Source organism: Rhizobium indigoferae, from assembly GCF_034554815.1.
In the GTDB taxonomy this organism is placed as follows: domain Bacteria; phylum Pseudomonadota; class Alphaproteobacteria; order Rhizobiales; family Rhizobiaceae; genus Rhizobium; species Rhizobium leguminosarum.
The window spans coordinates 23,236-48,847 of sequence record NZ_CP140635.1 but is presented as its reverse complement, the minus strand read 5'-3'; the positions used below and the strand labels follow the sequence as shown (position 1 = coordinate 48,847).

The following is a 25,612-nucleotide window of genomic DNA, read 5'->3' as shown; positions in this document are numbered from 1 at the left end:
GCTTCAGGCCACGGAAATCCAAGTTGGCCCAAAAATTGCTTTTTTATTGTATTTGGTCAAGCGGAACTATGCCGACAAGGTGAATTTCTGCGGGCCGCCCGGTATCAGAGGCTGAAATTGTCGCCGAGGTAGAGCCGGCGCACTTCCGGATTGTTGACGATGTCGTTCGCCCGGCCATGGGTCAGCACCTCACCGGCATGGATGATGTAGGCGCGGTCGATCAGACCCAGCGTCTCGCGTACATTGTGGTCGGTGATGAGAACGCCGATGCCGCGCGCCGTCAGGTGGTGAACGAGATTCTGGATGTCGGCGACCGAGATCGGGTCGACGCCGGCGAAGGGTTCGTCGAGCAGCATGAAGGTCGGGTCGGTCGCAAGCGCACGCGCGATTTCGAGGCGGCGGCGCTCACCGCCGGAAAGGGCGACGGCGGCATTCTTGCGCAGCTTCTGGATATGGAACTCCTCCAGCAGCTCGTTCAGCTTCTGCTCGCGCTCAGCCTTGTCCTTCACATGCACTTCGAGGACGGCGCGGATATTCTCTTCCACCGTCAGCCCACGGAAGATCGAGGCTTCCTGCGGCAGGTAACCGACGCCGAGACGTGAGCGGCGGTACATCGGCATGGTCGTGACGTCGTTGCCGTCGATCTCGATCGTGCCTTCGTCCACCGGCACAAGGCCGGTGATCATATAAAAACAGGTGGTCTTGCCGGCGCCGTTCGGGCCGAGCAGGCCGACAGCCTCGCCGCGGCGCACCACCAGCGAGACGCCGTTGACGACGCGCCGCGTCGCATAGGTCTTCGTCAGACCGCGTGCGATCAACGTTCCCTGATAACGGCTCTTGTCGGCGGCACCCGCAGCTTGTGGCCCGGGCTTGCCGAACATGGTGGATAGCGATGATAATTTCACGTGGGAGGCCGGCTTCTCAGTTCTGCTTCTGCTGCGGTGTATTCGGCTTCGATTTCGGATCGAGCTGAATTTGGACACGCCCGCCGCAGCTTTCAAGCTCCGCCTGGCCAGTCTGCATGTGAACCGTCAGTTTGCAGCCGGTAAAGACGTTCGGCCCGTCCGACAGGATAACCTTGTTCCCCTCATCTGCCGTGAGGATGAATGTCTGCGAGGCCATGTCGAAATTGCCGTCATCGGCGGTCGCCGTCTGCGTGCCCGAGGTCAAGAGGACCTTGTCCGTCACCAGGATCTTGTCGATATCTGCACTTCCCGATGCAAGCGAGGCCGACTGCTCCGGCTGGGCAGCGGGTTGCGCCCCGTCAGCAGCCGGCTTTGCCGCCTTGTCCTTGTAATAGACGGTCATCTTGCCGGACTGCATCGTCGTCGTCCCTTGAACGACCTTGACCTTGCCGGTGAAAAGCGCGGTGTGTTCCTGGTCATGGATCTCAAGCTTGTCGCTTTCGATCTGGATCGGCTGGTCGTTGGAAAGCTTCATGCCCGACATCGTGGTCGACTGCGCACCCGCGCCCGAGGCCGTCAGAATGAGGGCAAATGCGCCGGCAACGAATGCCATGCCTGTCTTGCAAGTGGAAATGCGACAATCTTTTGTCATGGATGACCCGGCTGGTTAAGTGCCCTGTTTATGGATGGTAGATGGATCGACATTCATGCGAACATTCCCCTCGAATGTGATCACCCGCCCCTTATCGGTTATCTCCATCGACTGCGCAACAATGGAGGCATTGTCCTTGGTGATGGTGACGGGATCGTCGCTCCGCATGTTTCCGCCCTTGATGTCGAGCTGGGCGGACTGGAAATTCGCATTGAGGCCGCTGCTCAGCACCAAAGTGAAGGGGGCCGTCATATGCAGATTGTCGGTAGTGCGGTTGTAGTCTGCGGTCGAGGCGACGACGCGGGCGATCAGGCCGTCATTCATCGGCACGGCGGCCTTGATGGTTTCGAGCGTGATGAGATTGGGATTGCGGATGTCCTGCAGCGCCCTTTCGGCCAGCATCGAATAGTTGATGCCGTCGGAATTGCGGCCAGCGATCGCCGGCTTTTCCATCACGACCTTGCCGTTCTCGATCTTGGCGCCTTCCAACTTGATGTTCTCGGGCAGATAGATGCGGACCAACGCCACCGCTGTGAGGCTCGCTGCGATGACCAGGGCCGCCACCGGCAGCAATATTTTCAGCCGCCGCACGCGGGCGGAATGGAACAACGCATCGCCATAGGCATTCTTGCCCGACCCTGAATAGGCGGCATGTCCGTTGTTCTTCAGGGTATCGAGCATAGGCCTCGTCCATGTGCGGTGATCGCCGCGCCTTCATAACAAAGCCGGCCGCCAATCACAGTTCGTTTCGCATTATTACATTGGCTTGCCAATATGGAATTTTTTCTGCAACAAGCAACAAAACGGAAAAACATTGAAAAGTGGCATTCGTACGGGCCGCTGCCACCCTATTTCACCGGGTCGATCGGCGCCATGCCGAAGCCGGTGCCAGCGCTGGAGGTTTTTATGGACAGTTCGATCATCGCGGATCGCCGTCGGCTGCGCCGCAAGCTCGGCTTCTGGCGCCTCATCGCGGTGGCCCTCATCGTGGCACTTGGTTTCGCCTTCTACCGCTTCGCCCTCGGCGATACCGGGACGGAGCGCCCGCACATCGCCCATGTGACGATATCGGGGCTGATCGTCGACGACGACGAGCTTCTGGAGCGGCTGAAGAAGGTCGAGACCAGCGACCAGGTGAAGGCAGCAGTGATTTCGATCTCCTCGCCCGGCGGCACGACCTATGGCGGCGAAAAAATCTTCAAGGCGATCCGCGCGATATCAGCCAAGAAGCCTGTCGTCTCCGACGTCCGCACACTTGCCGCCTCTGCCGGCTACATGATCGCCACCGCCGGCGATACCATCATTGCCGGCGACAGCTCGATTACCGGCTCGATCGGCGTCATCTTCCAGTATCCGCAGATCCAGCCGCTGCTCGACAAGATCGGCGTCTCGCTGCAGGAGATCAAGTCTTCGCCGCTGAAGGCCGAGCCCTCGCCCTTCCACGAGGCGAGCGAGGAAGCCAAAGCGATGATCCGCAACATGGTGGTCGACAGCTATAACTGGTTCGTCGACTTGGTCGCCGACCGGCGCAAGCTGCCGCGCGACGAGGTGCTGAAACTGGCCGACGGCACGATCTATACCGGCCGCCAGGCGCTGAAGGTGAAACTCGTCGATGCCATCGGCGGCGAGGCTGAGATCCGTGCCTATCTCAAATCACGCAGCGTCGACGGCGATCTGCCGATGGTCGACTGGGACAAGAAGAGCAATACGCCCTTTCTGCTCGCTGGGGCTGTTTCGCGGTTGATTACGATCTTCGGTTATGATGATCTCATGAAAACCCAGGATATCAATGGAATCCTGCCCCCAAAGTTGCTTCTTGACGGGCTGCTTTCAGTTTGGCAGGTTGGCCACGATTGATAAGAAATCAATAATTTAAGGGGGCGAATGTGATCAAGTCCGAATTGGTGCAGATTGTTGCCGCACGCAACCCGCATCTCTATCATCGCGACGTCGAGAATATCGTCAACGCGGTTCTCGACGAGATCACGGATGCACTGGCTGCGGGTAACCGAGTCGAATTGCGCGGCTTTGGCGCCTTTTCGGTCAAGAACCGCCCTTCGCGCTCCGGCCGCAACCCGCGGACCGGCGACACCGTCTTCGTCGAGGAGAAGTGGGTGCCCTTCTTCAAGACCGGCAAGGAGCTGCGCGAACGGCTCAATCCCGGCCAGGCCGACGAAGAGGATTGAGCGGCGCGAACCGCCTGCGGCGAAACCGCACTTGAACTCGAGGGCCGTTTTCCTATTCTGGTAACGCATCGTGCTTTGCGCGTCTTACAAAGACGCGTGGCGCTGTAAGCATGAAACGCGCCCCTCAAAAAGACCGGCGCAATCTGCCGCGTGGAGACCTCAAATGGCCAAGAAGATCGTCAACCTATTGATTCTGCTGCCGCTCGGCGTCATCCTCATCGTCTTCTGCGTCGCCAACCGGCAGAGCGTCACGCTCGCCTTCAATCCGTTCCGGCCTGATGATCAGGTGCTCGCGGTTTCCGCGCCCTTCTTCGTCTTCCTGTTCATCGCGCTGATTACAGGCATGCTGATCGGCGCGGCCGCCACCTGGTTCAGCCAGGGCAAACACCGCAAGCGCGCCCGCACCGAGGCCAAGGAAGCCATCCGCTGGCAAAGCGAGGCCGACCGCCACAAGAACCGCGCCGAGGAGATCGCCGGGCAGCTGCCGGCGCGATAAAACTGGTCAATATTCGTTTGGCTCGGTTTCGGCGGCCGGCTTTCGGCGGCAGTCAAACCGGAAAAAAGCTCAGCTCCTCATAGTCGCCCTCCGGCGACGCGCCGTTGCCGGTCACATGGAAACCATGGGAAAGGTAGAACGCCTTTGCCCGCCGGTTCTTTACCAGGCATTTCAGCCGGTACCGGTGTTGCGGCCATTGCGGCAGGGCGTGCAACAGCGCCGTGCCGGCGCCCCGACCCTGGAATTCCGGTCTTAAGTAGAGCATGTGGATGAAATCGTCCTCCGGCCAGAGCGACAGGAAGCCGGCTACGCTGCCATCCGCATGCTCGCAAACGAAGACCGTCTCGCCATTGGTATGGGCGGCGAAATCCTCGCGATGGAACTTGCCGGGATCGACCCAGACGAATGTTTCGCGGCGCACGGAAAGATAAATCTCCGCGAGCATTTCCTGGTCTTCCGCCCGCGGCGGCCTAATGGTCCACGTCATCATGCCGATTTAAACGAAGCTCCAACCCGCGCCAAGCCTAACCGGCCGCCATCTTCGCGACGACCGCGGCATTGAAATCCGAAAAGAACCCTTCGGCGAGCTTTTGCGAAGCCGAGTCGAGCAGACGGGCGCCGAGCTGGGCGAGCCTGCCGCCGAGTTCGGCCTTCGAGCGGTAGTGCAGGATAGTCTCGGCACCCCTTTCCTCAAGCACGATATCGGCGCTGCCCCTGGCGAAGCCGGCAAGACCGCCCTTGCCTTCGGCCGACAGCGTATAGCTCTTCGGCGCGTCGACATTGGAAAGCGTCAGCAGCCCATGGAAGGTGGCGGACAGCAGGCTGAACCTGACTTTGATCGTCGCCTCGAAGGCGCTCGGCGAAAGCCGCTCGATACCTTGGCAGCCTGGAATGCAGCCACGCATGATGTCGGGATCGTTGAGTGCTGCCCAGACGACGTCCCGCGGCGCGGCGATGCGTTCTTCGCCGGTGAAATCCATTCGATGGCCCCATCTTCGATTCGCTCATCTTATCCCAGCGGGAAAGCGCTTTGCCAAGGCGGGACGGAATGTTATCTGCCGGGTTCCGATGACAGACATCTGACACACAAGGGATGGGCCGATGACCGACGAACTGAAGCCCTGGAGCGTGACGGCAAGCCGGATCACCTATGAGGACCGCTGGATCCGGATTCGGAGCGACGATTGCGTCACCGCCGATGGAACCGTCATCGCGCCCTTTCATGTGCTCGATTATCCCGACTGGATCAACGTCATCCCCGTGATGCCCGACGGGCGCGTGCTGCTGACGCGGGAATACCGACACGGCCGCGGCGAGATCGTGCTCGGTCTCGTCGCCGGCGGCGTCGAACGCAGCGACAGCAACACCGGCGATGCGGCGTTGGCGGCAGCCCGGCGCGAGCTCCGGGAGGAAACCGGCTATGAAGCCTCGACCTTCGTCAAACTACTCACCTCCTATCCGAATGCCGCCAGCCACAGCAACGCCGTAACCAGCTGGCTGGCGCTCGGCCTGAGCAAGGCCGGCGAACCGTCTTTCGACCCGGGCGAGAAGGTCGAGCTGCTGTTTACCGATCTTGCTGCCATCCTTGGCGACCTGCAGTCCGGCGCCGTCATCATGCAGTCGATGCATGTCGCAGCCCTCTATGCGGCGGAAAGCTGGCTTCGCACACAGGCCTCCGAGGGCTTGAAATAGGCGTTGCGCCGGGAGAACCCGCTCCTCTTGCCCGGGCTCAGGCGGCTGCGCAGTTGATCCGCCACGCTTTTCTGGGCTACTGCATATTCAAAGTGCTGCAGCGTCCTTTGCACGTCTGAAAAGACGCACGGCGCCGCAGCGGACACAAAGCCGATAAGACACCCCGACAGAGATGCGGAAGAGCACGTTGAAACAGAGAGAAGGCCGGCCGGGCCAGAAGAAAACATCAGGTTCTTCCGGTGAAAGCCGCAGGAACGATCGGACAGGCCGGCCGCCGAAGCCGGTCGCGCGGCCTGCGGCGGCCCGCGAGACAGTGCGCGAGGCTGCCGTGCCTGTCGCGGTCGAGCGTCCTCTGATGACACGCAGCGGCGAACGTCCGGTCGAGCGCGTGCCCGTCATCCTCGAATCGCTCGGAGCCGGCGACTTCCACCTGATCGACAGCGGCAACGGCGAAAAGCTGGAGCAATACGGCCCCTACCGCATCATCCGTCCCGAGGCCCAGGCGCTGTGGCGGCCTTCGCTGCCCGCTCATGTCTGGGAAAAGGTCGATGCCGTCTTCACCGGCGATACCGACGAGGAAGGCTCCGGCCGCTGGCGCTTCCCGAAAGTTGCGCTCGGCGAGACCTGGCCGCTCAATCTGCTCGGCGTCGATTTCCTCGGCCGCTTCACCTCCTTCCGTCATGTCGGCGTCTTCCCCGAGCAGATCGTCCATTGGAGCTGGATGAAAGAGCAGGTCGAAAAGGCCGGTCGGCCGCTGAAGGTGCTGAATCTCTTCGGTTATACCGGCGTCGCCTCGCTGGTTGCCGCCGCAGCCGGCGCCGAGGTCACCCATGTCGACGCCTCGAAGAAGGCGATCGGCTGGGCGCGGGAAAACCAGGCGCTCGGGCGCATGGAGAAGCTGCCGATCCGCTGGATCTGCGAGGATGCGATGAAATTCATCCTGCGCGAGGAACGGCGCGGCAGCCAGTACGACATCATCCTCACCGATCCGCCGAAGTTCGGCCGTGGCCCCAATGGCGAAGTCTGGCATCTCTTCGAGCATCTGCCCTTGATGCTCGATGTCTGCCGCGAGATTCTGTCGCCGAAGGCGGTGGGCCTGGTGCTGACGGCCTATTCGATCCGCGCCAGCTTCTATTCGATCCACGAGCTGATGCGCGAGACGATGCGCGGCGCCGGCGGCGTGGTCGAATCCGGCGAGCTGGTGATTCGCGAAGCCGGCACCGACGGCAAGACGCCGGGCCGCGCGCTTTCCACCTCCCTCTTTTCCCGCTGGGTGCCGAAATGAGCAAGGATTTCCACGATCAGGGACCGCGCAGGGTCGGGCAGGTGAAGGAAGTCACTTCGCTCGCCAATCCGATCATCAAGGACATCAAGGCGCTGACGAACAAGAAGTCGCGCGAGGAAAGCGGTACTTTCCTGGCCGAAGGACTGAAGCTCGTCATCGATGCGATCGAACTCGGCTGGGCGATCCGCACGCTGGTCTATGCCAAGGCGGCCAAAGGCAAGCCGCTGGTCGAGCAGATGGCGGCCAGGACCGTCGCCTCGGGCGGGCTGGTGCTCGAAGTCAGCGAAAAGGTGATCGCCTCGATCACCCGCCGTGACAATCCGCAGATGGTCGTCGGCATCTTCGAGCAGCGCTGGGCGCCGCTTAAGGGCATTCGCCCGAAAGAGGGCGAGACATGGGTGGCGCTCGACCGCGTGCGTGACCCCGGCAATCTCGGCACCATCATCCGCACGGCCGATGCGGCCGGCGCTTCCGGCATCATTCTGGTCGGAGAAACGACCGACCCTTTCTCGCTCGAAACGGTACGCGCCACCATGGGTTCGGTCTTTGCCGTTCCGGTCGCGCGGGCAACCCCTGAAGAATTCATTGCCTGGCGGAAATCGGCCGGCGTTTCCGTCGTCGCGACGCATCTTGCCGGCGCGATCGATTACCGGACGATCGACTATCGGAAAAAGCCTGTCGTGCTCCTGATGGGCAACGAACAATCCGGCTTGCCGGAGCAACTGGCCAAGGAGGCCGACGCGCTTGCCCGCATTCCGCAGCAGGGCCGCGCCGATTCCTTGAACCTCGCTGTCGCCACCGCCATCATGCTTTTCGAGGCGCGCCGCCATCTCCTCTCACTTGCCGAGGGCAAATGACCGAACAGACGCTTGCACGCCCCGCGCTGTTTTCGCGCCCGGCACCGATCCTCTTCTTCATCGTCGTCGCCGTTCTCATTGACCAGGTCGTCAAGATCGCCGTCGATCACTACCTGCCGCTACAGGAGGTCGTGCCGGTCATTCCGATGCTGGCGCTCTACCGCACCTACAATCTCGGCGTCGCCTTTTCGATGCTGTCCGGCATGGATGGCTGGTTCATCGTCGGCATGCGGCTCGTCATCGTCGCCTTCGTCATCTGGCTATGGTACCGCACGGCGAAGGATCGCTGGCTCGCTCATCTCGGTTATGCGCTGATCATCGCCGGGGCGATTGGCAATCTCGTCGACCGCTTCGCCTATGGACATGTGATCGATTACATTCTCTTCTACACCGAGAGCTGGTCCTTCGCGGTCTTCAATCTCGCCGACAGTTTCATCACCATCGGCGCCGGTTGCGTCATTCTCGACGAGCTGCTGCTGCCGAAAAAGGCCGGCCGCTAAAATCTTATCGAAATCCTGAAGGCATTCGGAACGGGCCTCATGTTAGCTAGGTAGCATGCAGAACCTGGGACAGTTGCAGGAAAGATTGTCCGCCGCCTTCGGTGGACCCGCCGCTAAGCCGCATGAGAAGCGGATGGAGGCCCTTTCCTCACGACCGAACGCAGCGGCACCCCGGGGAGCCGATGATCGCCAGAGCGGGCCCGCAGCGACCAGGCGCCTGCTGTTCTACTGGCTGGGCGGCGCCGGCCTTCTTGCCGCAACGATCCTGATGCTGCTTGCCCATGCCGGCGATCCGCTGCTGCTTTCGGGCGGTCTCGTCGTTCTTGGCCTTGCCGTCATCGCCAGTTATGCCCTGTTGATGGTTCGGTCGCGCAAGGCCGGGCAGCGTCCCGGTCAATCCATGCCGGATTGGAACGCCGGCGCAAAGCTGTTTGCCGACGTGCACGACGTGCTCGGCGACATCACGGTCAGCCGCACCATGGACCGGCGCATCATCTCCGCCAACGACACTTTTCGCCGCCTGACCGGGCGCCTGCGTCCGGAAGGAAGAACCTGCGAGGAGATCGGCCTTGCCTTCCGCCCCGGTCCGATATCGCACTGCTACGATGTCGAGATCTCGACACCGGAAGGCCAGCGCATCTTCCTCTGGCGCGACGTCGTTACCCGCGACCCGGCGAACGGCCGCCTGCTGCTGCAAAGCGTTGCCCGCGACGTGACCGACGAGCGGCTCATCGCGCAGGACCGCGAGGAGGCCCGCCAGAAGGCTGAATATAACAGCGCCGCCAAATCGAGGCTGCTTGCCACCGTCAGCCACGAGGTGCGCACCCCGCTTTCCGGCATCCTCGGCATGACGCATCTGATTGCGGAGACGCGGCTGACGCAGGAGCAGCAGAACTATCTCGCGAGCATCCGCCAGTCCGGCCATGCATTGACGCAGCTCGTCGAGGATCTGCTCGATTTCTCTACCATCGAGGTCGGCCGCTTCGCGCTGCATCCGCGCTCGGAATCGCTGCGCAAGCTTCTGGAAAGCGTCGTCGAGATGCTCGCCCACCGGGCGCATGAAAAGGGTATCGAGATCGGCGCCACCGTGTCATCCGATGTCCCTGAAAATATGAGCTTCGACCCGGCGCGGCTGCGCCAGGTTCTGTTCAACGTCATCGGCAATGCCGTGAAGTTCACCCAGGTCGGCGGCGTCTTCATCCGCGTGTCGCTCGACGCCGGCGACTTGCTGATCACTGTGACCGATAGCGGTCCAGGCATGACGGCGGAGGAGCAGGCGCGCGTCTTCGGCGAGTTCGAGCAGGGCGGGACCGTTGCCGACAAGAGCAACGGTACCGGGCTCGGCCTTGCCATCTCCGCCCGCATCATGCGCGAATTCAACGGCGCTCTGACGGTTGCCAGCGAAAAGGGCAGAGGCAGCGAATTCGCCATCCGCTTCCCAGTCGATATCGGCAGCGAGCGCCCCGACCGGCGAAACACGCTGCTTGCCGGCAACAGCGTCGTGCTGCTGGCGCCGGCAGGTGCCGCGCGCACCGCCATCGCCGAGACGATCACCGCGCTCGGCGGCCTCTGCCATCTTGTCGGCGACGGCGAGACGGCGCGGTCAACGCTGCTCGGATTGGCAAAGGGCGGACGGCGGCCGACCGACATCATCATCGACCATCGCATGTCGGCGGAATTTTCCGACCATCTTGCCGATCGCGCCGAAATTGCCGCCCTTGGCCTGCGTAAGGTCCTGCTCGTCAACCCGGAAGAACGCAGCGCCCATCCGCTCGACCTTTTCGATGCCTGGTTGATCCGGCCGCTGCGCGAACAGTCGCTGATCGACGTGCTGCGCGGGCGCATGCGCGGCATGGAGAAGCGCGACGCGCTGAACGACAACCAGCCGGGCTTCGGCCTTTCGGTGGCGGAGACGGTGGTTCCCGCCAGCGGGCTCAGCATCCTGCTCGGCGAGGACGATCCGATCAATGCCATGCTGGTGCGCGTCGTCCTGGAAAAGGGCGGGCATAAGGTGCGCCATGTCGAAGATTTCGAGTCGCTGCTCGACTGCGCGCTCTGCGAGGCGAATGCCCGGCCCGATATCATCATCAGCGATCTCTCGATGCCGGGTGGGAACGGCATCGACATGCTGGGACGCCTGCGCGGCCACGAGCGGCGGCTCGATCTCGCCTCGGTGCCGGTGATCGTCCTGACTGCCGACAAGAGCGACGATTCACGCCGCCAGGTCTTGCTCAACGGCGCCAACCGCGTCATGGTAAAGCCGGTCGATCCGGTGCGGCTGCTGACCGAAGTTCAGGCGGTCGCCGCACTTTCCGCCCGCCGGGCAGAGGCGCGCTGAGCGCCTCAGGAACCGGCCCGCTGCTTGCGCTTGGAAATTCAAAATGTCACTTTCCTGTCGCAGAGAAGTGTTTTATGGCGTCGATAAGCCGGCAACGGGAGAATCGTCATGTCCGCCATCGACATCCTGAATCGTGACACCACCGCGGAGGCTGCCCCACCCTCGACGGCTGCTGTGCAGAAGGACGGCGATATCCTCGGCCGCATCGGCAATCTGGAGACCCGCCTTGCCCGCACGGCGCGCGAGATCGATGCTGCCCAGGCCGTGCGCTACCGCGTCTTCGTCGACGAAATGAAGGCGCAGCTGCCGCTGGATGCCATGCGCCGGCAGCGTGATGCCGACGCCTATGACGCCGTCTGCGACCATCTTCTCGTTCTCGACCGCTCGATCGAGGGCGACCCGGAAGACCAGATCGTCGGCACCTACCGGCTGTTGCGTCAGGATGTCGCCGTCGCCAATGGCGGTTTTTACTCGGCTTCCGAATTCGAAATCGAAGGCCTTATCGCGAAACATCCCGACAAACGCTTCATGGAGCTCGGCCGCTCCTGCGTGCTGCCGGAATACCGCACCAAGCGCACCGTCGAGCTCCTGTGGCAGGGCAACTGGGCCTATGCGCTGAAACACGGCGTCAGCGCCATGTTCGGCTGCGCCTCATTCCCCGGTGTCTATCTCGAAAGCCACGCGCTGGCGCTGTCCTTCCTCTATCATAACGTGCTGGCGAAGAACGAATGGGCCGTCGGGGCACTGCCGGATCTCGCCCGCAACATGGACCTGATGCCCGTCGAGGCCATCAACCCGAAGCGAGCGCTGATGGCGCTGCCGCCGCTGATCAAGGGCTATCTGCGCCTCGGCGCGATGGTCGGCTCCAGCGCGGTCGTCGATCATGCCTTCAACACGACCGACGTGCTGATCGTGCTGCCGATCTCCAGCATTTCGGACCGCTACCTGAATTACTACGGCGCCGACGCCGGCCGCTTCGCGAGCTAGAGCCTTTCCTAGTCGCCAGGCCCCGGCAATTCAGGGCATGATCTCTATCGGCGTATGGTTGGGGACGCGAGCCCAGATATCCCGCATCTCCGGGTTGGTTACTGCAACACAGCCATCCGTCCAATCCCACAGGTGATGGACGTTTCCGAAAAGGCCCCAGCCATTTGGAAGCCCGTGGATCATGATATCGCCCCCAGCAGGAAAATCTCCTGCTTCAGCGTTGCGCCGATCATCCGGGTTTGGATAGGAGACGTGCAGGCTCAGATAGGCCATGGACTTTGGATTTCGCCAGTCTATTTCGTAACGTCCTTCAGGTGTTCTCTCGTCACCTTCTCGTCGCTTGGGCCCGGCATCGGCAGCCGTGCCTAAAGAAATCCGGTATGTAGAGATGGGAGCATCGCGTCTCAAAAGGACCATGCGGCGTTCGGATTTATAAACGCGAATGAGGTCAGCCTGTTGTTCCAATGGCGCATCCGGAGGCGGCGAGCCTGAGCCGACCCTGGCCATCAATTTCGTATAAGCGAAACAGCTGGCGACCACGATGACTAAAACGACAAGCTTGTTTCTCAACTTGATCTCATCTTCAGGAGGCGCGATCGAGCCCGGGCACGATCGGCGGGCAATGGCTGGCAGCCTTGGCGCTCATGATGCTTCACCCCTTGGCAGCAGTCTAAAGCCGGATAAATGCCCGGCCGACACACAAGGCCGGGCACCAAAAGGCGTCTCAGAAACGCAGGACGAGGTTTACGAACCCGCCCCATAGGCGGCGATCGCCGCCATGTTGACGATGTCGCTGTCCTTGGCGCCCATCGAGGTGATCTGCACCGGCTTGTCGACGCCGACGAGGATCGGGCCGATGACCGTGGAGCCGCCGAGTTCCTGCAGCATCTTGGTCGAGATCGAGGCCGAGTGGAAAGCCGGCATGACGAGCACGTTGGCCGGGCCGGAGAGGCGGCAGAAGGGATATTGCTCCATCACCTTGCGGTTCAGTGCGACATCGGCGGCCATCTCGCCGTCATACTCGAAATCGACGCGGCGCTTGTCGAGGATTTTCACTGCTTCGCGCACCCGCTCGGAGCGTTCGCCCGAGGGGTGGCCGAAGGTGGAATAGGCAAGCAGGGCGACACGCGGTGGATAACCCATGCGCCGCGCCAGACCTGCGGCTTCCTCGGCGATATCGGCAAGCTCCTCGGCCGTCGGCATGTCATGCACCGCGGTATCGGCAACAAAAACGGTGCGGCCGCGGCAGAGCGCCAGGGAAACGCCGATGACGCGATGGCCAGGCTTCTGGTCGATGCAGCGGCGCACATCTTCGAGTGCCGTCGAATAGTTGCGGGTAATCCCCGTCACCATGCCGTCGGCGTCGCCGAGCGCCACCATGGTGGCGGCGAAATGGTTGCGGTCGTTGTGGATCAGCCGCTGGGCATCGCGGTGGAGATAACCCTTCCGCTGCAGCCTGGCATAGAGATAGTCGATATACGCCTCGACCCGGGTCGAGATACGGGCATTGACGATCTCGAGGCCCGGCCGGTTGAGATCGATGCCAGCGCGTTCCGCCGTCGCCCGGATCAGGTCCTCGCGACCGAGCAGGATGGCGGTGCCGAGCTGCTGGTTGGCATAGGACATGGCGGCGCGCAGGACCTGTTCTTCCTCGGCCTCGGCAAAGACGATCCGCTTCGGATGGCGGCGGACACGCTCATAGAGCCTGGCAAGCGTCGAGGCGATCGGATCACGGCGCCCCGAAAGCTCGCGGGCATAGCCGGCCATGTCGGTGATGACCTTGCGGGCGACGCCGCTTTCGATCGCGGCTTGCGCGACGGCAACCGGGATCGCCGAGATCAGCCTGGGATCGAAGGGAACGGGGATGATGTATTGCGACCCGAAACGCGGCCGATTGCCCTGATAGGCGGCGACCACGTCATCCGGCACGTCCTCGCGGGCAAGGTTTGCCAGCGCCTTGACGGCGGCGATCTTCATCGCGTCGTTGATTGTGGAAGCGCGCACATCGAGAGCGCCGCGGAAGATATAGGGAAAGCCGAGGACGTTGTTGACCTGGTTCGGATAGTCCGAGCGACCCGTCGCCATGATGGCGTCGTCGCGGATGCGGGCGACCTCTTCAGGCGTGATCTCGGGATCGGGATTGGCCATGGCGAAGATGATCGGCCGCTCCGCCATCGAGCGGATCATCTCGGCCGAAAACGCGCCCTTCTGCGACAGGCCGAAAACGACGTCCGCACCCTCCATCGCCTCTTCCAGCGTGCGTGTGTCGGTCTTTGCCGCATGCGCCGATTTCCACTGGTTCATGCCCTCGGTGCGGCCCTGGTAGATGACGCCCTTGGTATCGCAGAGGATAACGTTCTCAGGCGCAAAACCCATCGCCTTGATCAGTTCGACGCAGGCGATCGCCGCAGCACCCGCACCGTTGCAGACGAGCTTCGTCGTCTTCAGGTCGCGGCCGGTCAGCTCCAGCGCATTGATCAGGCCGGCAGCGGCGATGATCGCCGTTCCATGCTGGTCGTCATGGAAGACGGGAATATCCATCAGCTCGCGCAGCCGGCTTTCGATGACGAAACAATCCGGCGCCTTGATATCCTCGAGGTTGATGCCGCCGAAGGAGGGACCGAGGAAGCGCACGCAGTTGATGAACTCGTCGACATTTTCCGTATCGATCTCGAGGTCGATGGAATCGACGTCGGCGAAGCGCTTGAACAGCACCGCCTTTCCTTCCATGACGGGCTTGGAGGCCAGCGCGCCGAGATTACCGAGGCCGAGGATTGCCGTGCCGTTGGAAATGACGGCGACCATGTTGCCGCGGGCGGTGTAATCATAGGCCGTCTGCGGATCGGCGGCGATCGCCTTGACGGGTACGGCAACACCCGGCGAATAGGCAAGCGAGAGGTCGCGCTGCGTCGCCATCGGCTTGGTCGGGTTGATCTCCAGCTTGCCGGGCCGGCCCATTGCGTGAAATTCGAGCGCCTCCTGGTCGGTAACAGACGTCACCGGCCGGTCCTTCTTATCGATATCGGGCATAAATCCTCCAACGTCCTGTGGGCGACGCTTTGCTCTTCCTCAAATGCTGTTGTCATCTATAGCGGCGCGCGGATAGGGTTGGCACCTGTTTTTTTGGGAAAAACTCCACCTCCGTGAATGCACGAATAGACACAGGGAATGAAGCCTTTTCGGCTGCCGAGCTCGCCACGGCGGAAAGCCGTGCCTCGGCGACGCCGATGATGGAGCAATTTATCGAGATCAAGGCGAACAATCCGGGTTCGCTTCTGTTCTATCGCATGGGCGATTTCTATGAGCTGTTCTTCGAGGATGCCCTGGAAGCCTCCCGCGCGCTCGGTATCACGCTGACCAAGCGCGGCCAGCACATGGGCCAGGATATCCCGATGTGCGGCGTTCCGGTGCATGCGGCCGACGACTATCTGCAGAAGCTGATTTCCCTCGGCTTCCGTGTCGCCGTCTGCGAGCAGATCGAGGATCCCGCGGAAGCGAAGAAACGCGGCGCGAAATCCGTCGTTAGGCGCGACGTCGTCCGCCTCGTCACTCCCGGCACGATCACCGAGGAAAAGCTGCTTTCGCCCTCGGAATCCAACTATCTGATGGCGCTGACCCGCATTCGCGGCAGCGGCGAGGCCTTGCTGGCGCTTGCCTGGATCGATATTTCCACTGGCGTCTTCCGGCTTGCCGAGACCGAAGCCTCGCGCCTGCTTGCCGATATCCTGCGCATCGATCCGCGCGAACTCATCCTGCCCGACACGATCTTCCACGATCCGGAACTCAAGCCGGTCTTCGACGTGCTCGGCCGGACAGCCGTGCCGCAGCCGGCCGTGCTCTTCGACAGCGCCAGCGCCGAAGGGCGGATCGCGCGGTATTTCGGCGTCGCGACGCTCGACGGCTTCGGCGCCTTTTCGCGCGCCGAGCTTGCGGCCGCAGCCGCCGCCGTCGCCTATGTCGAGAAGACGCAGATCGCCGAGCGGCCGCCGCTTGGAAAGCCGGAGCGGGAAAGTGCCGCTTCGACGCTGTTCATCGATCCTGCCACCCGCGCCAATCTCGAACTTGCCCGCACGCTTTCGGGCGATCGCAACGGCTCGCTGCTGAAGGCGATCGACCGCACCGTCACCGGCGGCGGCGCCAGGCTTCTCGCCGAGCGGCTGATGTCGCCGCTGACCGACCCCGCCCGCATCAATGCCCGGCTCGATTCGATCGGCTTCCTGATCGGCGAACCCTTGCTCTGCGGCAATCTGCGCGACACGCTGAAACATGTGCCCGACATGCCGCGCGCGCTGTCTCGGCTGGCGCTCGACCGCGGCGGTCCGCGCGATCTCTGGGCGATCCGCCAGGGCCTGGAAGCGGCGGGCGGAGTTGCGGCGATGCTCGGCAAGGCGATGCTGCCTGAAGAGCTCGGCCAGGCATTATCCGGGCTGCAGGCCCTTCCCGCGGCGCTGGAGAAGCTGCTTGCCGACACGCTTGCCGACGAATTGCCGCTGTTGAAACGCGATGGCGGTTTTCTCCGCGACGGCGCCAGCGTCGAGCTCGACGAGGTCCGCGCACTGCGCGACCAGTCGCGGCGCGTCATCGCCGGCCTGCAATTGCAATATGCCGAGGAAACCGGCATCCGGTCGCTGAAGATCAAGCACAACAACGTCCTCGGTTATTTCATCGAAGTCACCGCCGGCAATGCCTCACCGATGACGGAGACGTCGGACGCGAAAGCCCGCTTCATCCACCGCCAGACGATGGCGAACGCCATGCGCTTCACCACGACCGAACTTGCCGATCTCGAAAGCCGCATCGCCAATGCCGCCGACCAGGCGCTTACAATCGAGCTCGAAGCCTTCGACAGGATGACGGCGGCCGTCGTTGCGGAAGCCGAGGCGATCAAATCAGGCGCCCGGGCGCTTGCCGTCATCGACGTCGCCGCAGGTCTGGCGCTTCTCGCCGAGGAGCAGGCCTATTGCCGCCCGCAGGTCGACGGTTCGAAGATGTTTGCCATCGACGGTGGGCGCCATCCGGTTGTCGAGCAGGCGCTGCGGCGGCAGGCTGGCGGCCCCTTCGTCGCCAATCATTGCGATCTCTCGCCAAAGACCGATGACCGGGACGGGGCGATCTGGCTGCTGACCGGCCCGAACATGGGCGGCAAGTCGACCTTCCTGCGCCAGAATGCGCTCATTGCCATTCTAGCGCAGATGGGCTCCTTCGTGCCGGCGACATCAGCCCATATCGGCATCGTCGACCGGCTTTTCTCGCGTGTCGGCGCCTCAGACGACCTGGCGCGCGGTCGCTCGACCTTCATGGTCGAGATGGTGGAAACGGCGGCGATCCTCAACCAGGCAGGCGACCGTTCCCTTGTCATCCTCGACGAGATCGGCCGCGGCACCGCCACGTTCGACGGTCTTTCCATCGCCTGGGCCGCCGTCGAGCACCTGCATGAGGCCAATCGCTGCCGCGGCCTCTTCGCCACGCATTTCCACGAGCTGACCGTGCTTTCGGAAAAGCTTGGCAGGCTGTCGAACGCCACGATGCGCGTCAAGGAATGGGACGGCGACGTCATTTTCCTGCACGAGGTCGGGCCGGGTGCGGCGGACCGCTCCTACGGCATTCAGGTCGCGCGCCTTGCCGGGCTTCCGGCCTCGGTCGTGGCGCGGGCACGCGATGTGCTCACCCGTCTGGAAGATGCCGATCGCAAGAACCCGGCGAGCCAGCTGATCGACGACCTGCCGCTCTTCCAGGTGGCGGTGCGCCGCGAGGATACGGCCCGAGGGACCTCCAAGGTCGAGGAGGCGTTGAAAGCGATGAGCCTTGACGACATGACGCCGCGCGAGGCAATGGATGCGCTTTACGATCTCAAGAAGAAGCTGAAATAGGAGTAGCGCGCCATGTTCATGGAAAAACTGGTTCGCGAAACCGAGCGCCTCTCGCTCATCTGCTCCATGCTCGATACGATGCGGCGCGCCGATAAGGACCGCAACGCCCGCGGCTGGACTTCGCCGATCGGCATGCTGAAAATCACCCGCTGTTGCGCGATGATCTGCGAACTCGGAACGTCGATCGCCAAGGCGGGCTATCGCGAATGCGACAGGCAGGCGCTTGAAGAGATCATGCGTGAGACACGGCAGGTTCTGCATTTGCTGAATGCGCGGGCCGCCGGCTGAGGATTCCGGGAAAGCCGGCGCCTTGCGTCAAAGCGCCCTTGCATCTTGCAGCAAACCAACACCATTTCGCCAAATTTAAAGGTTCTTGCAGTATGAAAGCCCGTGTCAATCGCCGGGCAAAGGGGCTATAGCGCATGCAGACGAAACAAGCGGCAGGCCGTGAACCGGCAGCCCGGCATGAACAGGAAACCGTCCCGGCGACAGCGATGCGCGACCTCGATTTCTCCAATATCCTCGACGTCGAGCTCTTGCAGAAGCAGTGTGACGCCGTTGCCGAGGCCAACCGCAGCCGGCCCGCCGTCCTGCGCGCCGATCTTCTGGCCGTGCTGAAGAAGGCGAGCACGGAAGGTCGGCAGAAGGCGCGCGCCGCACTGATGGCCGACGGCGGCGGGCTCAATTGCGCCTACCGGATTTCCTGGCTGCAGGACCAGATCATCGCCGCCCTCTACAATTTCGCCACCGCCCATATCTTTCCGCATCAGAAGGACAAGTTTTCGGTGACCGCCGTCGGCGGCTACGGCCGCGACACGCTGGCGCCCGGCTCGGATATCGACCTGCTGTTCCTCTTCCTGCCGAGGCCGGCGGAAGAGACGCACAAGGCGGTCGAATTCATGCTCTACGTGCTCTGGGACATGGGCTTCAAGGTCGGCCATGCCACCCGCACGGTGGAGGAATGCATCGCGCTTTCCAAGTCCGACATGACCATCCGCACCGCCATCCTGGAGATGCGCTACATCTGCGGCCTGCAGCGGCTCGAAACCGAGCTCGAGACCCGCTTCGACAAGGAGATCGTCACCGGCACCGGTCCCGAATTCATCGCCGCCAAGCTTGCCGAGCGCGACGAACGCCACCGCAAGGCAGGCGACACGCGTTATCTCGTCGAACCGAATGTCAAGGAAGGCAAAGGCGGGCTTCGCGACCTGCACACGCTGTTCTGGATCTCGAAATATTATTATCACGTGCGCGACCAGGCGGAACTGGTCAAGCTCGGCGTGCTGTCCAAGCACGAATACCGTCTGCTTGAGAAAGCCGACGATTTTCTCTGGGCGGTGCGCTGCCATATGCACTTCCTGACCGGCAAGGCCGAGGAGCGCCTGTCCTTCGATATCCAGCGCGAGATCGCCGAAGCCTTCGGTTATCACACCCGCCCGGGCCTTTCGGCCGTCGAGCGCTTCATGAAGCACTATTTCCTCGTCGCCAAGGATGTCGGCGACCTCACGCGCATCCTCTGCGCCGCGCTCGAAGACCAGCAGGCGAAGTCGATCCCGGGCCTCACCGGCGTCATCAGCCGCTTCACCCATCGCAACCGCAAGATCGCCGGCAGCGTCGAATTCGTCGAAGACCGCGGCCGCATCGCGCTCGCCGAGCCCGAAGTCTTCAAGCGCGATCCGGTCAACATCATCCGGCTCTTCCACGTCGCCGACATCAACGGGCTCGAATTCCATCCGGACGCGCTGAAACGCGTCACCCGTTCACTCGCTTTGATCGACAACAGCCTACGGGAAAATGACGAGGCCAACCGCCTGTTCATGTCGATCCTGACGTCGAAGCGTGATCCGGCGCTCATCCTGCGCCGGATGAACGAGGCCGGCGTGCTCGGCCGCTTCATCCCCGAATTCGGCAAGATCGTCGCGATGATGCAGTTCAACATGTATCATCACTACACGGTCGACGAACACCTGATCCGCACCGTCGACATTCTCTCCGAGATCGACAAGGGGCGCGCCGAGGATCTGCATCCGCTCGCCAACAAGCTGATGCCCGGCATCGAGGATCGCGAGGCGCTGTATGTCGCCGTTCTCCTTCACGACATCGCCAAAGGCCGCCAGGAGGATCATTCGATCGCCGGCGCCCGCGTCGCCCGCAAGCTCTGCGCCCGCTTCGGCCTGTCGCAGAAGCAGACTGAGATCGTCGTCTGGCTGATCGAGGAACATCTGACCATGTCGATGGTGGCGCAGACCCGCGACCTCACCGACCGCAAGACGATCACCGATTTCGCCGACCGCGTGCAGTCGCTCGACCGGCTGAAGATGCTCTTGATCCTGACGATCTGCGATATCCGCGCCGTCGGTCCGGGCGTCTGGAACGGCTGGAAAGGCCAGCTTCTGCGCACGCTCTATTATGAAACCGAGCTGCTGCTGGCCGGCGGCTTTTCGGAGGTCTCCCGCAAGGAGCGGGCCAATGCCGCTGCCGAAGCGCTGCATTCGGCACTCGCCGACTGGAGCCAGAAGGACCGCAATACCTATACCAAGCTGCACTACCAGCCCTATCTGCTCTCGGTACCGCTGGAAGACCAGATCCGTCACGCCCATTTCATCCGCCAGTCGGATAAGGCGGGCCAGGCGCTTGCCACCACGGTGCGCACCGACAGTTTCCACGCGATCACCGAGATCACCGTGCTGTCGCCCGACCATCCGCGACTGCTCGCCGTCATTGCCGGCGCCTGTGCTGCGGCCGGGGCCAATATCGTCGACGCCCAGATCTTCACCACATCGGACGGGCGGGCGCTCGACACGATCCATGTCAGCCGCGAATTTACCGACGATGCCGACGAACTGCGCCGGGCGGCCACGATCGGACGGATGATCGAGGACGTGCTATCCGGCCGCAAGCGGCTGCCCGAAGTCATCGCCACGCGCGCGCGCAACCGCAAGAAAAGCAAGGCATTCGTCATTCCGCCGTCGGTCAACATCACCAACAGCCTGTCGAACAAGTTCACCGTCATCGAGGTCGAATGCCTCGACCGGCCGGGATTGCTGTCCGAGATCACCGCCGTGCTCTCTGATCTGTCGCTTGACATCCAGTCGGCCCGCATCACCACCTTCGGCGAGAAGGTGATCGACACCTTCTACGTCACCGATCTGGTCGGCCAGAAAATATCAGGCGACAGCAAGCGCGCCAACATCACCGCCCGGATGAAGGCGGTCATGGCCGAGGAGGAGGATGAATTGCGCGAGCGTATGCCCTCCGGCATCATCGCGCCTGCCGCCACCGCCCGGACCCCGCCTACCACCGAAAAGAAGGCCGGTTCCCCCATATGAGCCACCACGCATGAGCCCAAACGCATGAGCCTCGTCAAGAAATTCGCGACCGTCGGCGGCGCCACCCTCGGCAGCCGCATCTTCGGCTTCGCCCGCGAAACGCTGATGGCTGCGGCCCTCGGCACCGGACCGATGGCCGACGTCTTCTACGCCGCCTTCCGCTTTCCGAACCTGTTCCGCCGGCTGTTTGCCGAGGGCGCCTTCAACGCCGCCTTCGTGCCGCTCTTTGCCAAGGAGATCGAGGCGAACGGCACGGATGGCGCCAAGCGTTTTTCGGAAGAAGTCTTCGGCGTCTTGTTTTCGGTACTGCTCCTCATCACCATCGTGATGGAGCTTGCCATGCCGCTGCTGGTGCGCTTCGTCATCGCGCCGGGCTTTGCCGACGATCCCGACAAGTTCTCGATCACGATCCGCATGGCGGCGGTAATGTTTCCCTATCTGATGTGCATGTCGCTGACGGCGATGATGAGCGGCATGCTGAATTCGCTGCATCATTTCTTCGCCGCCGCCATCGCGCCCGTCTTCCTCAACGTGGTGATGATCGGGGCGCTGTTTTATGCCCTCTATACCGGCGCCGATCCGCTGGCGACGGCCTGGTACCTCTCCTGGGGCGTTCTTGCCGCCGGCGTCCTGCAGCTCGCCGTCGTCTATGTCGGCGTGCTTGCAGCCGGCATGAGCATCGGCTTCCGTTTCCCGAAGATGACACCGAACGTCAAGCGGCTGCTGATCCTGGCGGTGCCGGCTGCGGTGACGGGCGGCATCACCCAGATCAACCAGCTGATCGGGCAGGCGATTGCGTCGTCCCGCGACGGCGCGATCGCAGCGCTGCAATATGCCGACCGCATCTATCAGCTGCCGCTTGGCGTCGTCGGCGTCGCCGTCGGCGTGGTGCTTCTGCCGGAACTGGCCCGGGCGCTGAAGGGCGGCAACCTGCGCGAGGCCGGAAACCTGCAGAACCGCTCGATCGAATTCGTGCTGTTCCTGACGATCCCCGCCGCCTTCGCGCTCTGGATCCTGTCCGACGAGATCATCCGTGTGCTCTACGAGCGCGGCGCCTTCCATCAGGAAAATACCGCCGTCGTCGGCTCGATCCTGGCGATTTACGGCATCGGCCTGCCGGCCTTCGTGTTGATCAAGGCATTGCAGCCCGGCTTCTATGCCCGCGAGGACACCAAGACGCCGATGCGCTTTTCGGCCATCGCGGTTGCGACCAACTGCGCCACGGCGCTGACCCTCTTCCCCTATATGGGTGCGCCCGGCATCGCGGTTGCCGAAGCCACCGCCGGCTGGATCAGCACCGTGCTGCTGTTCACCACGCTTTTGCGCCGCGGCCACCTGACATGGGAATGGGCGCTGGCAAAGCGCACCGCTCTGCTGATCGTCGCCGCGGCCGTCATGGGTGCGGCGATCGTCTTCCTCAAGCAGCACTGGGCGCCCTGGCTTGCCTCCGGCGCGCCGCTTGTCACCAAGATCGGTACCCTCGGGCTGCTGATTGCGATTGCGATGCTGATCTATTTCGCCGCCGCTTTCCTGGTCGGCGGGGCAAATCTCGGCATGATCCGACGCAATCTGAACCGCAAGCCGGCGCCGGCAAAGGACGGATGAGGGCGCACTTTTCCCGGTATTGCTTCAGCAATCGACCCATCGCCTTTGCGGTCCGACGTCGACATGGATGATGCCGTTGCAATAGCTGCCGATACCGCCGATGCCCGGCGCGCTTCTTGCGGCAGCAATGATCGTGCGTTCCGACAGGCCGGGCATCCTGATATCGGCCGCCAGACATTTTCCGTGCAGCGACCCATGGCGGCGGGGATGCGGCCTGTGGCCCGAGGTTATCACAGGGCGTCGGCCGGTCTTCGCAGCAATATGCGACAGGACCGCTCGCAGGCGCCCTGGAAAGCAGCCGGCACGAACGCTGACTGTCTGGACCGTATAGGCGAGACGTGCCTGATGTTTTGGAAGATGAACGCCATGCCTTTTCATGTCTTGACCGACGGCACCCGTTGCTGATTGAAAGGCGAAAAGGCCTGCCATGGCGAGCAAAATTGCGTTCTGCATGGTCGCTCCGATCGGCTATCCAGCGACCCCAACGGCGCCAGCACCAGGCGCAGGATTTTCGGTTCAAAAAAAGCTTTTTTGTGAAATTTTATACTCAATTATGAGTAAGTCGGTTGATCAATTCGGCTTAAAATCCGGGGAACTGTGGCTCAAAGGTGGAATAAACATCTCAAACGCGAGGCAACACATGACGATCCACTCTCTTTTCCTCGTCACCCTCGTGGTCGACGATTACGACCGCGCCAAGGCTTTTTATTGCGATGGTCTCGGTTTCGCTTGCCTTCAGGACGAGCTGCAGCCGGAGGGCAAGCGCTGGGTGGTGGTGAAGCCGAGGGGTGGGGATGGAGCCGCGTTTCTCCTGGCGCAAGCGGCAGACGAGACGCAGCGCGCGGCCATCGGCAATCAGACGGGTGGCCGTGTCGGCTTCTTTCTGAAGACCGACGATTTCGCCCGCGACCATGCCGCGATGCTGGCAGTCGGCGTGCGCTTTCTGGAAGAGCCGCGTCATGAGGTTTACGGCACGGTGGCGGTCTTTGCTGATCCCTACGGCAACACTTTCGATCTGATCCAACACGCGGCTGCCTGAACCCCTTGATTGCGACCGGTCGGCCGTGCATAAGCCGCCGCGTTAGCAACATGGGCGCAAAGCCCTGGGGCCCTCCACCAGCCTATTGAGGACGACATGAGCGAATTCAAGAAACTCGTATTCTCCGGCGTGCAGCCGACCGGTAATCTGCATCTCGGCAATTATCTCGGCGCGATCCGCCGGTTCGTGGCACTGCAGGAAGGCAATGACTGCATCTACTGCGTCGTCGACATGCATGCGCTCACCGCCCAGCTCGTGCACGAGGACATGCCGAGCCAGACGCGCTCGATCGCCGCTGCCTTCATCGCCGCCGGCATCGATCCGGAAAAGCATATCGTCTTCAATCAGTCGGCCGTGCCGCAGCATGCCGAACTCGCCTGGATCTTCAACTGCGTTGCCCGCATCGGCTGGATGAACCGGATGACGCAGTTCAAGGATAAGGCCGGCAAGGACCGCGAGCAGGCTTCGCTCGGCCTTTACGCCTATCCGAGCCTGATGGCCGCCGACATTCTCGTCTATCGCGGCACCCATGTGCCGGTCGGCGAGGACCAGAAGCAGCATCTGGAGCTTGCCCGCGACATCGCGATGAAGTTCAACCTCGACTATGCCGAGCATATCAGCAGGACCGGCTACGGCGTCGACATCACCGTCGGCAACGAGCCGGTGCATGCCTATTTCCCGATGGTCGAGCCGCTGATCGGCGGGCCGGCGCCGCGCGTCATGTCGCTGCGCGACGGCACCAAGAAAATGTCGAAATCCGACCCCTCCGATCTCTCGCGCATCAACCTGATGGATGACGAGGACGCGATCTCGAAGAAGATCCGCAAGGCCAAGACCGATCCGGACGGCTTGCCGAGCGAGATCGACGGGCTGCAGGGCCGTCCGGAAGCCGACAATCTGGTGGCGATCTATGCCGCACTCGCCGACAAGTCGAAGGCGGACGTGCTTGCCGAATTCGGCGGCCAGCAGTTCTCCGTCTTCAAGCCGGCGCTGGTCGATTTGGCTATCAACGTGCTGGCGCCGATCACCGGCGAGATGCGCCGGCTGATGGACGATACCAGCCATATCGACGCGATCCTGCGCAAGGGCGGCGAGCGCGCAAGGGCGCGCGCCGAGGTGACGATGAGCCAAGTGCGCGAGGTCATCGGCTTCCTCTATTGAGATAAATCTCCTCTTCTCTCCGCCGTGGGAGAAGGGGACCTTCCCCTGGGGAGAAGGCGACCTTCCCCCGGGGAGAAGAGGATTTCTTCACGGGCATCAGGGCAAAAACTGGACTTGCAAATTTTCCGCTTCGGGTGTCAGAGTCCGCGCCATGGTATCGAAGCGACTCTCACGGCTCGAAGGTCACCGCCGCAAATTCATGGCGGTGATTGACGGCACACCCGAATGCCAACGCGCCGTTCATTATGCCGGCCGGCGCGCGAAGAATTCCAATGGCGGGCTGGTGCTGCTCTATGTGATCCCGGATGGGGATTTCCAGCAATGGCTCGGCGTCGAAGAAATCATGCGGGCCGAAGCGCGTGAAGAGGCCGAGGCGGTCGTTGCCAAGATCGCCCAGATCGTGCGCGAGACCATCGGCATCGAGCCTGAGGTCGTCATCCGCGAGGGCGGTGCTGCCGAACAGATCAACGCCGTGATCGAGGAAGACCGCGATGTGGCGATCCTGGTTCTGGCCGCCGGTTCGGCGAAGGAAGGTCCAGGGCCGCTGGTCTCCTCGGTCGCGGGCCGCGCGGCGGCGTTTCCGATCCCGGTCACCGTGCTGCCGGATACGCTGACCAACGAGGAAATCGATGCCCTCTGCTAGAGCATGATGCCGAAAAGTGTGAGCGGTTTTCGGACGACATCATGCTCTAACTATTTAATTTAGAACA

Annotated in this window: 24 protein-coding genes; 16 read left to right on the top strand and 8 right to left on the bottom strand. The window is 62.5% G+C overall.

Annotated elements, in window-relative coordinates:
* Positions 1–104 precede the first annotated feature (104 nt).
* Genes lptB through lptC form a run of 3 tightly spaced genes read right to left on the bottom strand, consistent with a single transcriptional unit; the run spans position 105 to position 2,238 of the window.
* On the bottom strand, positions 105–881 hold the full coding sequence (lptB, locus tag U5G49_RS00250; RefSeq protein WP_047617258.1) for an LPS export ABC transporter ATP-binding protein: 777 nt from the start codon (positions 879–881) through the stop codon (positions 105–107).
* 40 nt (positions 882–921) lie between these two features.
* A complete protein-coding gene (locus U5G49_RS00245) occupies positions 922–1,557 on the bottom strand; it encodes an LptA/OstA family protein (protein WP_018244523.1) in 636 nt (211 codons plus the stop codon).
* Positions 1,558–1,572: 15 nt separating this feature from the next.
* Entirely contained in the window at positions 1,573–2,238 is a 666-nt protein-coding gene (gene lptC, locus U5G49_RS00240; protein ID WP_018244522.1) for an LPS export ABC transporter periplasmic protein LptC, read from the bottom strand.
* A 225-nt stretch (positions 2,239–2,463) separates the two neighbouring features.
* On the opposite strand from lptC, the gene sppA reads away from it, so the two are divergent.
* From sppA to U5G49_RS00225, 3 genes are all read left to right on the top strand, one after another.
* Complete coding sequence (gene sppA, locus U5G49_RS00235) at positions 2,464–3,414, top strand: signal peptide peptidase SppA (protein WP_193446347.1); 951 nt, start codon at positions 2,464–2,466, stop codon at positions 3,412–3,414.
* A 29-nt stretch (positions 3,415–3,443) separates the two neighbouring features.
* Complete coding sequence (locus tag U5G49_RS00230; protein WP_003544934.1) at positions 3,444–3,743, top strand: integration host factor subunit beta; 300 nt, start codon at positions 3,444–3,446, stop codon at positions 3,741–3,743.
* A gap of 163 nt (positions 3,744–3,906) precedes the next feature.
* Positions 3,907–4,239, top strand: coding sequence for a LapA family protein (locus U5G49_RS00225; RefSeq protein WP_018447771.1), 333 nt, complete (start codon positions 3,907–3,909; stop codon positions 4,237–4,239).
* A gap of 52 nt (positions 4,240–4,291) precedes the next feature.
* Here the strand turns inward: U5G49_RS00225 and U5G49_RS00220 are convergent, their stop codons facing one another.
* On the bottom strand, positions 4,292–4,726 hold the full coding sequence (locus tag U5G49_RS00220) for a GNAT family N-acetyltransferase (RefSeq protein ID WP_065277028.1): 435 nt from the start codon (positions 4,724–4,726) through the stop codon (positions 4,292–4,294).
* A gap of 37 nt (positions 4,727–4,763) precedes the next feature.
* The gene (locus U5G49_RS00215; RefSeq protein ID WP_047617260.1) at positions 4,764–5,219 is read right to left on the bottom strand and encodes an SRPBCC family protein; all 456 of its coding nucleotides are present in this window, start codon (positions 5,217–5,219) and stop codon (positions 4,764–4,766) included.
* Between the two features lie 121 nt (positions 5,220–5,340).
* Here U5G49_RS00215 and U5G49_RS00210 point away from each other — a divergent pair, with 121 nt between their 5' ends.
* From U5G49_RS00210 to U5G49_RS00185, 6 genes are all read left to right on the top strand, one after another.
* Positions 5,341–5,931, top strand: coding sequence for an NUDIX hydrolase (locus U5G49_RS00210; protein WP_130651597.1), 591 nt, complete (start codon positions 5,341–5,343; stop codon positions 5,929–5,931).
* A gap of 187 nt (positions 5,932–6,118) precedes the next feature.
* On the top strand, positions 6,119–7,216 hold the full coding sequence (locus U5G49_RS00205) for a class I SAM-dependent methyltransferase (RefSeq protein WP_193446348.1): 1,098 nt from the start codon (positions 6,119–6,121) through the stop codon (positions 7,214–7,216).
* Positions 7,213–8,073: a TrmH family RNA methyltransferase gene (locus U5G49_RS00200; protein WP_128408941.1), complete on the top strand. Its 861-nt coding sequence runs from the start codon at positions 7,213–7,215 to the stop codon at positions 8,071–8,073. Before U5G49_RS00205 ends, U5G49_RS00200 begins: the two co-directional genes overlap by 4 nt.
* Positions 8,070–8,573 (top strand): signal peptidase II, encoded by a 504-nt coding sequence (gene lspA / locus U5G49_RS00195; RefSeq protein ID WP_018244515.1) that lies wholly within the window; start codon positions 8,070–8,072, stop codon positions 8,571–8,573. The genes U5G49_RS00200 and lspA overlap by 4 nt, the downstream gene beginning before the upstream one ends.
* Positions 8,574–8,628: 55 nt before the next feature.
* On the top strand, positions 8,629–10,911 hold the full coding sequence (locus U5G49_RS00190) for a hybrid sensor histidine kinase/response regulator (protein ID WP_193446349.1): 2,283 nt from the start codon (positions 8,629–8,631) through the stop codon (positions 10,909–10,911).
* Between the two features lie 108 nt (positions 10,912–11,019).
* A complete protein-coding gene (locus U5G49_RS00185; RefSeq protein ID WP_193446350.1) occupies positions 11,020–11,898 on the top strand; it encodes a GNAT family N-acetyltransferase in 879 nt (292 codons plus the stop codon).
* A 30-nt stretch (positions 11,899–11,928) separates the two neighbouring features.
* Here U5G49_RS00185 and U5G49_RS00180 read toward each other — a convergent pair whose 3' ends face one another.
* Both U5G49_RS00180 and U5G49_RS00175 read right to left on the bottom strand, forming a co-directional pair.
* Positions 11,929–12,468 carry a L,D-transpeptidase family protein gene (locus U5G49_RS00180; protein WP_193446351.1) on the bottom strand — a complete coding sequence of 180 codons (540 nt, stop codon included), beginning with the start codon at positions 12,466–12,468 and terminating at the stop codon, positions 11,929–11,931.
* Positions 12,469–12,642: 174 nt separating this feature from the next.
* A complete protein-coding gene (locus tag U5G49_RS00175) occupies positions 12,643–14,928 on the bottom strand; it encodes an NADP-dependent malic enzyme (RefSeq protein ID WP_193446352.1) in 2,286 nt (761 codons plus the stop codon).
* A gap of 113 nt (positions 14,929–15,041) precedes the next feature.
* Here U5G49_RS00175 and mutS point away from each other — a divergent pair, with 113 nt between their 5' ends.
* From mutS to murJ, 4 genes are all read left to right on the top strand, one after another.
* Complete coding sequence (gene mutS, locus U5G49_RS00170) at positions 15,042–17,768, top strand: DNA mismatch repair protein MutS (RefSeq protein WP_193446353.1); 2,727 nt, start codon at positions 15,042–15,044, stop codon at positions 17,766–17,768.
* Positions 17,769–17,780: 12 nt separating this feature from the next.
* A complete protein-coding gene (locus U5G49_RS00165; RefSeq protein WP_018244509.1) occupies positions 17,781–18,056 on the top strand; it encodes a hypothetical protein in 276 nt (91 codons plus the stop codon).
* Between the two features lie 134 nt (positions 18,057–18,190).
* Positions 18,191–21,097 (top strand): [protein-PII] uridylyltransferase, encoded by a 2,907-nt coding sequence (locus U5G49_RS00160; protein WP_193446354.1) that lies wholly within the window; start codon positions 18,191–18,193, stop codon positions 21,095–21,097.
* Positions 21,098–21,121: 24 nt separating this feature from the next.
* Entirely contained in the window at positions 21,122–22,702 is a 1,581-nt protein-coding gene (gene murJ / locus U5G49_RS00155) for a murein biosynthesis integral membrane protein MurJ (protein WP_018447783.1), read from the top strand.
* A 24-nt stretch (positions 22,703–22,726) separates the two neighbouring features.
* Here the strand turns inward: murJ and U5G49_RS00150 are convergent, their stop codons facing one another.
* Positions 22,727–23,155, bottom strand: a complete 429-nt coding sequence (locus tag U5G49_RS00150; protein ID WP_018244506.1) for a YcbK family protein — start codon at positions 23,153–23,155, stop codon at positions 22,727–22,729.
* Positions 23,156–23,342: 187 nt separating this feature from the next.
* On the opposite strand from U5G49_RS00150, the gene U5G49_RS00145 reads away from it, so the two are divergent.
* The 3 genes from U5G49_RS00145 (at position 23,343) to U5G49_RS00135 (ending at position 25,545) form a co-directional block, all read left to right on the top strand.
* Complete coding sequence (locus U5G49_RS00145) at positions 23,343–23,741, top strand: VOC family protein (RefSeq protein ID WP_018447784.1); 399 nt, start codon at positions 23,343–23,345, stop codon at positions 23,739–23,741.
* 96 nt (positions 23,742–23,837) lie between these two features.
* Positions 23,838–24,902: a tryptophan--tRNA ligase gene (gene trpS / locus U5G49_RS00140; RefSeq protein ID WP_193446355.1), complete on the top strand. Its 1,065-nt coding sequence runs from the start codon at positions 23,838–23,840 to the stop codon at positions 24,900–24,902.
* 151 nt (positions 24,903–25,053) lie between these two features.
* Entirely contained in the window at positions 25,054–25,545 is a 492-nt protein-coding gene (locus U5G49_RS00135; protein WP_003544884.1) for a universal stress protein, read from the top strand.
* The last annotated feature ends 67 nt before the right edge of the window (positions 25,546–25,612 follow it).